Annotated in this window: 14 protein-coding genes; 8 read left to right on the top strand and 6 right to left on the bottom strand. The window is 71.5% G+C overall.

Going from position 1 to position 12,475, the window contains the following annotated elements; translation table 11 throughout:
• Nucleotides 1-73 precede the first annotated feature (73 nt).
• Nucleotides 74-280 carry a hypothetical protein gene (locus GA0070561_RS09220; RefSeq protein WP_007460667.1) on the bottom strand — a complete coding sequence of 69 codons (207 nt, stop codon included), beginning with the start codon at nucleotides 278-280 and terminating at the stop codon, nucleotides 74-76.
• A gap of 253 nt (nucleotides 281-533) precedes the next feature.
• Between GA0070561_RS09220 and GA0070561_RS09215 the strand changes: the two genes are divergently transcribed.
• Both GA0070561_RS09215 and GA0070561_RS09210 read left to right on the top strand, forming a co-directional pair.
• Entirely contained in the window at nucleotides 534-1,361 is an 828-nt protein-coding gene (locus GA0070561_RS09215; protein ID WP_091398332.1) for a hypothetical protein, read from the top strand.
• Entirely contained in the window at nucleotides 1,358-2,116 is a 759-nt protein-coding gene (locus GA0070561_RS09210; RefSeq protein WP_091398325.1) for a maleate cis-trans isomerase family protein, read from the top strand. Before GA0070561_RS09215 ends, GA0070561_RS09210 begins: the two co-directional genes overlap by 4 nt.
• 14 nt (nucleotides 2,117-2,130) lie before the next feature.
• Here the strand turns inward: GA0070561_RS09210 and GA0070561_RS09205 are convergent, their stop codons facing one another.
• The 3 genes from GA0070561_RS09205 to GA0070561_RS09195 all read right to left on the bottom strand — a co-directional run bounded on the left by GA0070561_RS09205 (nucleotide 2,131) and on the right by GA0070561_RS09195 (nucleotide 4,710).
• Nucleotides 2,131-3,339 (bottom strand): low temperature requirement protein A, encoded by a 1,209-nt coding sequence (locus tag GA0070561_RS09205; protein ID WP_091398322.1) that lies wholly within the window; start codon nucleotides 3,337-3,339, stop codon nucleotides 2,131-2,133.
• A gap of 127 nt (nucleotides 3,340-3,466) precedes the next feature.
• On the bottom strand, nucleotides 3,467-4,423 hold the full coding sequence (locus GA0070561_RS09200; RefSeq protein ID WP_091398315.1) for a 5'-3' exonuclease: 957 nt from the start codon (nucleotides 4,421-4,423) through the stop codon (nucleotides 3,467-3,469).
• Between the two features lie 59 nt (nucleotides 4,424-4,482).
• Complete coding sequence (locus GA0070561_RS09195; RefSeq protein ID WP_091398307.1) at nucleotides 4,483-4,710, bottom strand: hypothetical protein; 228 nt, start codon at nucleotides 4,708-4,710, stop codon at nucleotides 4,483-4,485.
• 166 nt (nucleotides 4,711-4,876) lie between these two features.
• Between GA0070561_RS09195 and GA0070561_RS09190 the strand changes: the two genes are divergently transcribed.
• A complete protein-coding gene (locus tag GA0070561_RS09190; RefSeq protein ID WP_091398302.1) occupies nucleotides 4,877-5,764 on the top strand; it encodes a winged helix-turn-helix transcriptional regulator in 888 nt (295 codons plus the stop codon).
• Nucleotides 5,765-5,827: 63 nt separating this feature from the next.
• On the opposite strand, the gene GA0070561_RS09185 is transcribed toward GA0070561_RS09190, so the two are convergent.
• Nucleotides 5,828-7,195 (bottom strand): glycosyl hydrolase family 18 protein, encoded by a 1,368-nt coding sequence (locus tag GA0070561_RS09185; protein ID WP_091398299.1) that lies wholly within the window; start codon nucleotides 7,193-7,195, stop codon nucleotides 5,828-5,830.
• Between the two features lie 202 nt (nucleotides 7,196-7,397).
• On the opposite strand from GA0070561_RS09185, the gene GA0070561_RS09180 reads away from it, so the two are divergent.
• The 3 genes from GA0070561_RS09180 to GA0070561_RS09170 all read left to right on the top strand — a co-directional run bounded on the left by GA0070561_RS09180 (nucleotide 7,398) and on the right by GA0070561_RS09170 (nucleotide 10,266).
• Complete coding sequence (locus GA0070561_RS09180) at nucleotides 7,398-8,513, top strand: M24 family metallopeptidase (RefSeq protein ID WP_091398296.1); 1,116 nt, start codon at nucleotides 7,398-7,400, stop codon at nucleotides 8,511-8,513.
• Nucleotides 8,510-9,652 (top strand): acyl-CoA dehydrogenase family protein, encoded by a 1,143-nt coding sequence (locus GA0070561_RS09175; RefSeq protein ID WP_091398293.1) that lies wholly within the window; start codon nucleotides 8,510-8,512, stop codon nucleotides 9,650-9,652. The genes GA0070561_RS09180 and GA0070561_RS09175 overlap by 4 nt, the downstream gene beginning before the upstream one ends.
• Before the next feature lie 107 nt (nucleotides 9,653-9,759).
• A complete protein-coding gene (locus GA0070561_RS09170) occupies nucleotides 9,760-10,266 on the top strand; it encodes an Lrp/AsnC family transcriptional regulator (protein ID WP_091398289.1) in 507 nt (168 codons plus the stop codon).
• Here GA0070561_RS09170 and GA0070561_RS09165 read toward each other — a convergent pair.
• Nucleotides 10,196-10,807 (bottom strand): histidine phosphatase family protein, encoded by a 612-nt coding sequence (locus GA0070561_RS09165; protein ID WP_091398285.1) that lies wholly within the window; start codon nucleotides 10,805-10,807, stop codon nucleotides 10,196-10,198. The two genes, GA0070561_RS09170 and GA0070561_RS09165, sit on opposite strands and share 71 nt — an antisense overlap.
• 157 nt (nucleotides 10,808-10,964) lie before the next feature.
• On the opposite strand from GA0070561_RS09165, the gene GA0070561_RS09160 reads away from it, so the two are divergent.
• On the top strand, nucleotides 10,965-11,159 hold the full coding sequence (locus GA0070561_RS09160) for a CsbD family protein (protein ID WP_088989634.1): 195 nt from the start codon (nucleotides 10,965-10,967) through the stop codon (nucleotides 11,157-11,159).
• 653 nt (nucleotides 11,160-11,812) lie between these two features.
• A complete protein-coding gene (locus GA0070561_RS09155; protein WP_091398281.1) occupies nucleotides 11,813-12,475 on the top strand; it encodes a polysaccharide deacetylase family protein in 663 nt (220 codons plus the stop codon).

Raw genomic sequence — 12,475 nt, 5'->3', positions numbered from 1 at the left:
CCTGCGCGACCTGGCCGAACGGCACCGGCCCGTGCCCCCACTGCGGGGGCACGGGCCGGTCCACGTCTGTTGCCTACTTGGAGGGCTCGGGCAGCTTGCAGTCGACCTTCGGGTTGGCGCCGATGTAGTTCAACGGCCCGGCCACGATGGTGACCAGGATGGTGCCGGCCTCGGCGCAGTTGGTGTCGTCGCCGCTGTAATAACCGCGCTGGCCACCGGCGATGGCGCCGATCACCAACCAGATCACGACGATGACTCCGAGAATCGAGGTGCCGCGCATCGCTGCCTCCTGAGGTATGTGGTGGATCTGAGGTGCAGCCGTTGTACCCAATCGGGTCGCGCGGCTAACGGTTGCGTGCTACGACCCCCCGCCGGATCCCCCATCCGGCCGATGCCGTCCGCCGTTGTGTACCGCCCGGGCATCCGCCGCCCGCACCGGGTAGCGCCTGTCGGCTATCGGATCGGCGACCGACCTCGCCGTCATCCGGGTGACTGGACGTAGAACTGCCTCACGGCCCCGCCGAGGAGGACTCATGGACGCCCCGACACCGCCCCTCTACATCGACCGCCCCGAGGACGTCGCGGTCGCGGCCCGCGCGCTTGCCGGCGGCGCGATCGTCGCGGCGGCGTTCGCCAACTTCTACGTCATCGTGACGCGTCCCGACGCGGCGACCGTACGCCGGGTCAACCTGGCCAAGGGCCGACCGGCACACCAGGTCGGCAGCATCACCACCGCGATCGGCCGGATCCCCGGGATGTTCGACTGGACACGGATCTCGCCGCGGTTGCCGGTCGGTCGGGTACGGGCGCTGATGGACGCCCTCTACGGCGCCGGGCCGTTCGGCTTCCGCGGGCCCGCGGCGGATCGCCTCCCCGAGCACCTCACCCAGATCGACCAGGGGATGCGAACCACCCAGGTGATCGCACCGGGGCTGACCTGCCCGTCCAACGCCTTCTTCGAGCGGGCGCTCGCCGAGACCGGAACGGATCACCTCTACATCACCTCGGCGAACCGCTCCCGGCATCTCACCGGTGCGGCGGAGGAACCGGCGCACTGGAAGGCGGGTGCCCTCGCCGCCGACTTCGCCCACCTCGACGATCTGGTGGTGCTGGTCCACCGGGACGAGGCCGCGGCCCGCGCCGCGTACCCGGGCTACCTCACCACCTCGGTCACCCTGCTCTCGTTCCACGCGCCGGAGGGTGACCTCGAAGAACCGCCGGTGCTCACCGTGGACCGGCACGGATCGCTGCACCTGGACGACGTCCGCCGCGCCGCCGCGCCGCTCGGCCTGCAGGTGCGCCTGGCCGGAGGGGCCCGGGACCGATTGCAGGTCCGGGGGTACGCCAGGGCACTGGTGTGAGCGGCTACCGCATCGGCCTGGTGGTGCCCAGTTCCAACACCACAATGGAAACCGAGATCCCGGAGATGCTGCGCCGACGTGAGGTCGTCGATCCGACGGTCCGCTTCACCACCCACGCCAGCCGGGTACGGCTGCGTCAGGTGACCGCCGACGAGTTGGCCCGGATGAACCGCTCTGCCCTGCGGTGTGCCGCCGAGCTGGCCGACGCCCGCTGCGACGTGCTCGCGTACGCCTGTCTGGTGGCGGTGATGTGCGAGGGCGCCGGCGCGCACGAGCGGGCCGAGCGGCGGTTGGGCCGCGCGGCCGGTCGCGCCGGGCACGACATGCCGGTGGTGACCAGTGCCGGCGCGCTGGTCGCCGGGCTGCGGGCGCTGGGTGCCCGCCGGGTGGCCCTGATCGCGCCGTACCTGCCGCCGTTGACCGCGACCGTCGCGGCCTACCTCGCCGCGTACGGCGTACAGGTGACCGACGCGGTGAGCCTCTGCGAGCCGGACAATGTGGCGGTCGGGCGCATCCCCGCGGCGCGGCTGGTCGAGCTGGCCGATCGGCTGGACGTGACCGACGTGGACGCGGTGGTCCTCTCCGCCTGCGTTCAGCTGCCGTCGTTGGCGGCCGTGCCGCAGGTGGAGGCCAGTCTCGGCCGCCCGGTGCTCACCGCTGCGACGGCGACAGTGCATCAACTGCTCACCGGTCTGGGTGTCGAGCCGTACGTGCCCGACGCCGGCCGGCTGCTGGCCGGCCCGACGCCGCGGTGAATGGCGGGTTTGGTTCAGTGCGGCGGTGACGGGGCCTCCGGCGGCTTGCCGTGGCTACGCCGGAAGTCCGCGTAGGCAACGCCGACCAGCACCAGCAGCCCACCGAGGGAGGCGAACACCGGCGGCAGGTACAGCAGGCCGGGCGCGATGGTCAGCAGCGCCAGCACCCCGCCGGGTCGGGACCACGACACCCGGCTGAACACCTCGTACTCGAACGAGGCCCGGCCGGCCAGGAACAGCGCCGGGCCGCCGAGGATCACCGCCAGCCAGGCCGGGGGCGTTTGCCCGGTCGGCTCGTGCAGCACCAGGTGGAAGCCGGCCGCCGTGGTGACCACGCCGGAAATCATCAACAGATGGGTGTACGGCGCGCTGAACAGGAACTTGCTGGGCGACTCGGCGGCCTGGATGGCGGTCGGCAGCAGCTCGCCGGACTTGTGCACGTAGATCCGCCAGAGCAGCAGCGTGGTCAGGAAGGCCACAGCGAAGGCCCCGATGTTCTCGGCCTCGTTGTGCTCCATGCTGAACATGGTGCCGATCGTCAGGATCGCGTCGCCGAGCGCGATGATGAAGAACTGCTGGTAGCGCTCGGAGAGATGCTCCGCGGTGACGTTGCGCTGCTTCTCGGGCACCACCCCGAGCCCCGGCACCGGGTACGCGAGCCGGAAGCCGAGGTAGTCGATGGCGAGCGCGATGGCCCAGCACACGATCCGGGCGTCCCCGCTGACGAATGCGCCGATGAGCCACGGGATCGCCGAGATTGTGAACCAGACGAAGATGCGGGCCGCCCGACGCTGGGTCTGCGGTTCGCGGCGTACCGCCGGCATCAGGAACAGTCCACGCCCCAGGTGGATCGCCACGTAGGCGCCGGCGAAGACGAGCCCTCGATTGTCGAACGCCTCCGGGATCGCCGTGGTCATCAGCAGCGCGCCGAACATCACGGCACTGATCAGCAGCTTGATCTCGGTGCGTTCCGGGTTGTACAGGTCGGTGACCAGAGTGGTGATCGCCCAGGTCCACCAGACGGCGGCCAGCATGATCAGTGCCTCGGCGGCCCGGTGCCAGTCGAGTTGGTCGACCATTCCCCGCGAGATGAGGGCCAGTGCGACCACGTACACCAGGTCGAAGAAGAGTTCGAGGAGGGTGACCCGGCGCGGGCCCTCCGGGTCGCGCACCGGGGGACCGCTGGCCCGTGGCGATCCGGGCTCCGGCGCGGCGAGGTGCACGGGATACTCCTGCGGAACCGCTCGACTCGATGGACCTGTCCGGTCCACCTCTACGGACGGTAACGAGCGGGGGAGCGCGGGATCCCGCGTTCGCCCGCTCGTCCCCCGACCGGGTCGTGTCGGGTGGTTACCCCGCTTGCGGGGGTGTCGACGGCTTCTCGTCGCCACGGGGGGCGGCGAGGGCGTCGACCAGGCGGCGGGCCGAGCCGGCCAGGTTCCATCGTTGGGCGAGCTCGAGCAGCCGGTCGGGGTCGGCCGGCGCGCTCGGCAGCGCGGTGGGCAGCTCCGGCAGGGGCACGTCCAGGGCGACCCGGACCACCGTCGGTGCGACGCCCAGGTAGTCGCGCGCCGTGACCAGCTTGGCGCGCAGACCCGGTGCGAAGGACGAGTCGGAGTCGTCGAGCGCGGCCAGGATGCCGGCGATGCTGCCGTACCGCTCGATGAGCCGTGCGGCGGTCTTGTCGCCGACGCCGGCCACCCCGGGCAACCCGTCACTCGGGTCGCCGCGCAGTGCGGCGAAGTCGGCGTACCGGTCGGCGGGCACGCCGTAGCGGGCCCGTACGGCGGCGTCGTCGCAGTCGTCGAGCTTGGCGACGCCGCGCCCGACGTAGAGCAGTCGGACCGGTCGGGCGTCGTCGACGAGTTGGAACAGGTCGCGGTCGCCGGAGACCACCTCGACCGGGCCGGGCTGGGTCACCGAGAGGGTGCCGAGCACGTCGTCCGCCTCGTAGCCGGTCGCGCCGACCGCGGTGATGCCCACCGCGGTCAGCACCTCGAGGATCATCGGCACCTGCGGGGAGAGGGTGTCCGGAACGATCTCGCCGCCCTGCGGGGCGACCCGGTGCGCCTTGTACGACGGCAGCAGGTCGACCCGCCACGCCGGGCGCCAGTCGTAGTCCAGTGCGCAGATCATCCGGTCGGCGCCCCGCACCCGGATCAGGGTGGCGAGCATGTCGAGGAAGCCGCGCACCGCGTTGACCGGGGTGCCGTCCTCGGCCTTGGCGGCGGACTCCGGGATGCCGAAGTAGGCCCGGAAGTAGAGGCTGGCTGCGTCGATCAGCAGGATCGGGGGTCGGTGTGCCACGCCGGACAGCCTGGCACAACCGTCCGACGATCTGGCGTACGCCCGGCCGCTGGTTGGTGTCAGCGTCGCTCGTCGGGCCGGTAGACGGCCTCCCGTCGGGCCAGGTGCTGCACGACGTAGCTGGTCACCAGCAGCAGGACCGCGACCACCACCTCGACCCAGGCCGCGATGCCGTCGGCGACGGTGACGCCGATGACCAGCAGGACCAGGCCGACGAGCGCGAGGACCCCGGCCCACAGTTGGCGGCGACGGCGGGTCGCCGCCCTGCTCGCCTGGTTCGCTGCCACGTCGGTCCTCCCGGTCGGGGAGTCCGGGCGGCTCCCCGATTCCAGGCTATGGCTACCGGTGTCGTTCGATCAGGGAAACCGACGCGCGGACCGCTGCCGGTCGCCGGTGCAGAGCGTTCCAATCCGGAACGGACTATAGTCGGGACGGGACCAACGGAGGTAGCCGGTGCGGCGAGAGGATCTTGCTGATGCGGACTGCGGCATCGCGCAGGCGCTCGGCGTACTGGGGGACTGGTGGACGTTCCTCATCGTGCGCGACGTCGCCGGCGGGACGACCCGCTTCGACGCCCTCCAACGCGAGCTGGGTGTCAGCCGTCGGGCCCTGACCGAGCGCCTCGCCGCCCTGGTCGAGCACGGTGTGCTGGAGCGCAGACCGTATTCGCGACACCCACCCCGGTACGACTATCTGCTCACCACGAGGGGCGAGGGGCTGTTGCCGGTGCTGATCGCGCTGCAGGACTGGGGAACGAGGCATCTGATGGGCGACGGTGACGTGACCGCGACGGCCGACGCCGGCTCGGCCGAGGCGCGCCGCGCGCACGACCTGGTCGGCCGACGGTTGCCCGAGGTCGTCCTGCCCGCCGCCGACGGGCAGCCGGTGGCGGTGGCCTCGACCGCCGCGTGGACGGTCCTCTACCTGTTCCCCGGGGCGTACGCGCCGGGGACGCACGGCTATCCGCCCGGCTGGGCGGAGATTCCCGGCGCCCGGGGGTGCACCTTGGAGTCGACCACGTACGCCAAGCGTCATCCGGACTTCGTGACCGCCGGGGTCCGGGTGTACGGCATCAGCACCCAGCGGCCCGACCAGCTCGCCGACTTCGCCGCGTACGCCGAATTGCCGTTTCCGCTGCTGTCGGACGAGGACGGCCGACTGGGGGCGGGGCTGCTGCTGCCGGTGTTCCGCGCGGGCGGGGTGACCCGGTTCAAGCGGCTGACCCTGCTGGTCGACCCGACGGCGGTGGTGCGGGCCGTGCAGTTCCCGGTCACCGACCCGGCCGGCTCGGTGCAGGAGATGCTCACAGTGGTCGGTGAGCACGCCGGGGCCCCCGGCTGACGCCTTCGCGTCGACCGGGGGCACTACGAGCCAGCTGGTCCGGGGGACCCTGTGGGCGCTGCGTCAGGCCGGGAGCGTCCAGCGCTGGTTGGCGCCGGCGAAGCAGTCCCAGATCTGCAACCGGGTGCCGTCGGCGGAGCTGTTGTCGCTGGCGTCGAGGCACTTGTTCGACTGCGGGTTGCGCAGCGTGCCGTTGGACTGTGCCTGCCAGACCTGCGCGCCGCTGCCGTTGCAGTCCCAGAGTTGGACCTTCGCGCCGTTGGCGGTGGAGCCGCTGGTGATGTCGGCGCACTTGCCGAGGGCGCGCAGCGTGCTGTCGCTGGCCACGGTCCAGGTCTGCGCGTTGGTGCCGTTGCAGCTCCAGAGCTGGATGGCGGCGCCGTTGGCGGTGCTCGCCGAGGCCACGTCGACGCACTTGCCGGCGATCCCGGTGATCTGACCGGTGCGCCCGGTCGGCGGCGGGGTGGTGCCGCCCATGATGGTGTCGTACATGGCGCTGAGCAGCGAGGTCGAGCCGCTGGTGTCCTGCGACAGTTCCCAGTTCATCACGCCGCCGGCGTTGGCCAGCGCCCACTGCGTCTTGCGCTTGACGGTCGGAATACCGTTCCAGCACTGCTGGCTGCCGCCGATGGTGGCGCAGTCCCGGTTGGCGTTCGCCGGGTCGAGTCCGACCAGGTACGAGTAGTTGTAGTAGACGGGGCGGCTGTAGAACGGGATGCCGAGGACGGCCTTGCTGGCCGGCAGGCCGCGGGCCTTCCACAGGTTGATGCTGTTGATCGACCAGTCGTAGTTGGCGTGTGGGCTGCCGCCGTCGTACGCCATGATGTTGAGCCAGTCGACCTGGTTGAACACGGCCGTCTGGACGCCCTGGACGCTGCCGCCCTCGCTGACCACGGCGGCGGTGAGCAGCTTGCCGCGACTGTGCAGGGCGCTGCTGAGCTGCGTCATGAGCGCCGTGTAGTTGTTGGCCGAGGCGCCCGCGTCGGGGTACTCCCAGTCCATGTCGACGCCGTCGAGGTTGTACTGGTTGACGAAGTTGACCAGGTTGTTGACGAAGTTGGTGCGGCTGGTGGCGTTGGCGGCGAGCGTCTCGAAGGCCGAGTCGTTGCCGTCGTTCCAGCCGCCGACGGCGATGGAGACCTTGACGTTGTTGGCGTGCCCCTGCGAGACCAGCGAGGAGAGCCGGGCCCCGTCCACCCCCTGCAGGGTGCCGTTGCTGTTGGGCAGGACGAAGGCGTAGTTGATGTGGGTGAGCTTGTTGTACTGGATGGTGTTGATGTTGCCGGCCCAGGAGGGCATGTAGCCGACGCTCTTGAAGTTGTTCGGCAGCACGACGGCCTGCGCGGGGGCGCTGGTGACGGTGAGGGTGGCGCCGGCCGTGGCCAGCGCGAGCAGGCCGGCGGCGAGGGCGCGGCGCAGTGGTGAGGACATCGGGGGCCTTCCCGTGGGCGAGGGACGACACCCGCCCGCGCAGGGTTGTCGCGGGCGGGGGTGCGGGGGACGCAGGGACGGGTGGGCCTCGAGGCAGCCAAATCTTAAAGAGTGTTAACTGTCCGCGTCAATCAACGTCGATGGATTTTCCGACGATCGGTGTCGATATGGGGTTTGCCCAAACGACCGTTAAGCTGACGGGGTGGGAATCGACGAGCTGTATCCACCGGACCGGTTGATCGCCGCGCAGCGCGCGACGGCCGCAGCCGGCCTGGACGCCCTGCTGCTCACGCCCGGCTCCGACCTGCGGTATCTGACCGGGTACGACGCCCACGCGGGGGAGCGACTGACCTGCCTGGTGCTGCCCGCCGAGGGCGAGCCGACCCTCGTCGTGCCCCGGCTCGAACGCCCGGCCGCCGAGGCGTCCCCCGCGCCGGCGACCGGAGTGCGCATCGTCGACCACGGCGACGGCACCGACCCGTACCCCTTGGTCGTCGCCGCCCTCGACGGCCCGGTCACCGCGGTCGGGCTCGCCGACCGGATGTGGGCCGAGCAGGTCCTCGGCCTGCGCGCGGCGCTGCCCGACGCCGCGCAACGGCTCGCCGGGGAGGTGCTGCGCGAGTTGCGGATCCGCAAGTCCCCGGCGGAGGTCGCGGCGCTCGCCGAGGCCGGCGCGGCGATCGACGAGGTGCACCTGCGGATGGGCGAGTGGCTGCGCCCCGGTCGCACCGAGGCCGAGGTCGCCACCGACATCGCCGCGGCGATCCGCGCCGTCGGGCACGTCACCGTCGACTTCGTCATCGTGGCGGCCGGGCCCAACGGAGCCAGTCCGCACCACGGCACCTCGGACCGGCCGATCGGCGTCGGCGAGCCGGTGGTGGTCGACATCGGCGGCACGATGGCGTCGGGCTACCGCTCGGACTGCACCCGCACCTACCTGGCGGGCGGGTCGGCGCCGGCCGACTTCCTGGACTACTACGCGGTGCTGTGCGACGCCCAGCGCGCCGCCGTCGCGGCGGTGCGGCCCGGGATCACCGGCGCGGCGGCCGACGACGCCGCCCGGGCGCCGATCGCCGCCGCCGGCTACGGTGCCGCGTTCCTGCACCGCACCGGCCACGGCATCGGTCTGGACGGTCACGAGGAGCCGTACCTGGTGGCCGGCAACGACCGACCCCTTGAGGCCGGCATGGCGTTCTCCATCGAACCGGGCATCTACCTGTCGGGCCGGCATGGCGCCCGCATCGAGGACATCGTCGTCTGCACAACGGACGGCGTGCAACGGCTCAACACCACCCCCACGGAGCTCATCGCGCTATGACTGTCGACCGGATCCTCCCCACCGACGAGGCCCACGACCTGCTGGGTCTCGCCACCGAGCTCGCCGACGGCGAGCTCGCGCCGAAGGCCGCGGCCTTCGAGGAACGCGCCGAGTTCCCCCGTGAGGTGCTGCGCACGCTGGGCCGCGCCGGCCTGCTCGGCCTGCCCTACGCCGAGGAGTACGGCGGCGCGGCGCAGCCGTACGAGGTGTACCTGCAGGTGCTGGAGATCCTGGCCAGCCGTTGGCTCGCGGTCGCCGAGGCGGTCAGCGTGCACACCCTGTCCTGCTACCCGGTGGCGGCGTTCGGCAGCGACGAGCAGCGCAAGCTGCTGCCGGACATGCTCGGTGGCGAGTTGCTGGGCGCGTACTGCCTCTCCGAGCCGCAGGGTGGCTCGGACGCGGCGGCGCTGACCACCCGGGCGGATCGCGACGGCGACGCGTACCTGGTCTCCGGCACCAAGGCGTGGATCACCCACGCCCGCACTGCCGACTTCTACAACGTCTTCTGCCGCACCGGCGGACCCGGCCCGAAGGGGATCTCCTGCCTGCTCGCCGACGCGGGCACGGCCGGCATCACCCCACAGGCGGCCGAGCGGACGATGGGGCTGCGCGCCTCCCCGGTGGCGCAGATCGCCTTCGACGAGGCGCGGGTGCCGTCCGACCGGTTGATCGGCGGCGAGGGGATGGGCTTCACCATCGCGATGTCCGCGCTGGACTCCGGCCGGTTGGGCATCGCGGCGTGCGCGGTCGGGTTGGCCCAGGCCGCCCTGGACTACGCCGTCTCCTACGCCCGGGAGCGCCAGCAGTTCGGGCGTTCCATCATCGACTTCCAGGGGCTGGGGTTCATGCTCGCCGACGCGGCCACCCAGATCTCCGCCGCCCGCGCGCTGACCCTGGCGGCGGCCCGGCTGCGCGACGCCGGCCGCCCGTACTCGATCGAGGCGGCCAAGGCGAAGCTGTTCGCCACCGACATGGCGATGCGGGTGACCACCGACGCGGTGCAGGTGCTCGGCGGCGCGGGTTACGTGGCCGACCACCCGGTGGAGCGGTACATGCGTGAGGCGAAGGTGTTGCAGATCGTGGAGGGCACCAACCAGATCCAGCGGATGGTGATCTCCCGGGCGCTGACCAAGGGCTGACGACGGTACGTGGTGGTGGGGCTGCGGTGGGTGCGTCACGGCCCACCGCGGTCCGCCACTCGGGTACCTCGTCGCCGTGCGACGGTTTTCCCGGTAGGTTGCACGCCGTGGAGGAGATCGACCGCGCTATCGTCGCCGCGCTGACCGCCGACGGCCGTCTGTCGTACACCGACCTGGCCGAGCGGGTGGGGCTGTCGGTGTCCGCCGTGCACCAGCGGGTCCGTCGGTTGGAGCAGCGCGGGGTGATCAAGGGGTACGCCGCCCGGGTGTCGTTCGAGGCGCTGGACCTGCCGCTGACCGCTTTCGTGGCGATCCGGCCGTTCGATCCGTCGCAGCCGGACGACGCCCCGGAGCGGTTGGCCCACCTGCCGGAGATTGACTCCTGCTATTCGGTGGCGGGGGAGGACTTCTATCTGCTGCTGGTGCGGGTGGCCAGTCCCACCGACCTGGAGCGGGTGCTCCAGGAGATTCGCACCTCGGCGAACGTCACGACCCGCACGACGGTGGTGTTGTCCACGCCGTACGAGAACCGGCCGCCGAAGATCAGCTCTGCGGCACCGAGTCGGTCGCGGTCCCGGGCGCCGGAGGAGCCGGCTGGTTCCACCGCAGGATGACCTGCCGGCCGTGTTCGTGACCGAGCGCGCTGACCGTGGCGGTCTCCAGGCGTAGCCGTCCGCCGGCGGACGGGGGCAGGCCGATCCAGCGGGCACCGAGCACCCGCAGGCTGTGTGCGTGCCCGACCAGCGCGACGGTGCCACGGTCGAGCAGCGGGGTGACGCGGGCCAGCACCCGGTCGAGCCGTTCGCCCACCTGCGCGGGGGACTCCCCGCCGGGGCAGCCGTCGGTCCAGATGTTCCAGTGCGGATCGTCGGCGTGGATGTCGACGGTGGTGCGGCCCTCGTACTCGCCGTAGTTCCACTCGCTGAGGTCCTCGTCGACGGCGTCGACGGTGAGCCCGGCCAGCTGCGCGGTGCGCAGCGCCCGGGAGCGGGGACTGGACAGCACGGTGACGAAGCGCCGGCCGGCCAGGAACGCGGCCAGGGTGCGGGCCTGTCGCTCGCCGTCGGGGGTCAGCTCCAGGTCGGTGTACGAGGTGTGCCGCAGGCTGGCGCTCCAGGTGGTCTCGCCGTGTCGGATCAGCAGGAGCTCTCCCATGCGGTCAGTTAACCATCGTGAGGCGTGGCCGACAGGCGACCCTCCCACTACCTATCTTCCTAGGATGCCTTACCGGGTGTGCCGACCGGCACCGCCGGTTTCGGCACCCGGAGACCGGGCAAGCGAGCCGGGACAACCGCCAGACCGAGGAGGCGCGATGAGCTTCACCGAGAAGGCAAAGAACAAGGTTGAGCAGATGGCCGGCGCCGCGAGGGAGCGCGTCGGCGACATGACCGACAACGAGCGGATGCGTGGCGAGGGCGCCAGCCAGCAGAGCGACGCGCGCGCCAAGCAGGCCGGTCAGAACGTCAAGGACGCCGGTCGCAACGTGAAGGACTCCTTCACGAAGTGACCTGAGCGGTCCACGGGTCCCCGGGTGCACCGTCGCCCGGGGACCCGTCGTGCTGCGTTACCTGGTGCTTGGCCCTTTTTCCTGCTCGGCGTGGCGCTCACCCTGTACGCCCCGCACGGCCCCGCGTGACCCAACTGCGGTGGCGGCCTCGGCACCCTCTCGGGCGGGAGAACCCTTGGTGAGCCATATACCTGGGAGTCATATTTATGCCTCTGAGGTATATCGCTTACCGGAGCGGCACCGCCCCGACGCTCGACGCACGCAATGCCCGCGTCGCCAGGGGGCCACTGCCTGCTCGGGATGAGGTGGGCGAGGTGCGTCCGCCGGCGTTCGAGACGGGGCGCGCGGGACAGTGAGGCGCTTTCGCGTCTGCGATGATCTGCGGCGTGATTCGACCCCGCCTCCGCCCATTGTGGTGTGGCGTACTGGTTGCGGCGGCCGTTGTCGGCAGTGTCGCGTGCACGGCGTCCCGGGTGCCACCGCCGGAGGGGCCGGTCTTCGTCGGCTCGTCCGCCTCTGCGCCCGCGCCGCCGGCCAGCGCATCGGCGGTTCCGACGCCAACGGCTCCCGCCACCCCGCAGAGTGTCCCGACACCGACGGTTCCGGCTGTCCCGGCCCTCCCGGGGGCGACGCGGGTGGGGAGCAGGGCGCCGGTGGTGGATCACGGCCCGCGCACCGGTGCCAAGGTCGCGCTGACCTTCGACGCGGACATGACCGACGGGATGTTGGCCAGCCTGCGGACCGGCCGGGTGAAGTCGTACGCGAACCTGCGCATCCTCGACCTGCTGGAGCGCGAGCAGGTACCGGCGACGTTCTTCCTGACCGGCAAGTGGGTCAAGCGGTATCCGGACGTGACCCGGCGGATCGCCGGCAACCCGCGCTTCGAGTTGGCCAACCACACCTACGGGCACGCGGCGTTCACCGCCGACTGTTACGACCTGCCCCGGCTGCCTGTCGACGAGCTGGCCGGCGATGTGGCGAAGACGTTCGAGGTGATCGCGCCGTACGGGGGTCGGCAGACCCGGTACTTCCGGTTTCCGGGGCTGTGCCACGACGCGGCGGCGTTGGACGCGTTGGCGCCGCTGGGTGTGACGGTGGTCGACGGGGACGTGGTCAGCGGCGATCCATTCGCGACGGCGTGGAAGCCGTTGGTGCGGGCGGTGTTGGACCACGTTCGCCCCGGGTCAGTCGTGATCATGCATGTGACCGAGGCGAACGCGGCGATGACGGATGAGGCGTTGCCGCACATCCTGGCCGGGTTGCGGGAGCGGGGGCTGGTGCCGGCGCCGTTGTCCGAGGTGCTGACCGATGGCTGA

This window comes from Micromonospora saelicesensis, assembly GCF_900091575.1.
Taxonomy (GTDB): Bacteria; Actinomycetota; Actinomycetes; order Mycobacteriales; family Micromonosporaceae; genus Micromonospora; species Micromonospora saelicesensis.
Note: the sequence above shows the minus strand (reverse complement) of the source record. Positions and strands in the feature narration are given on the sequence as shown.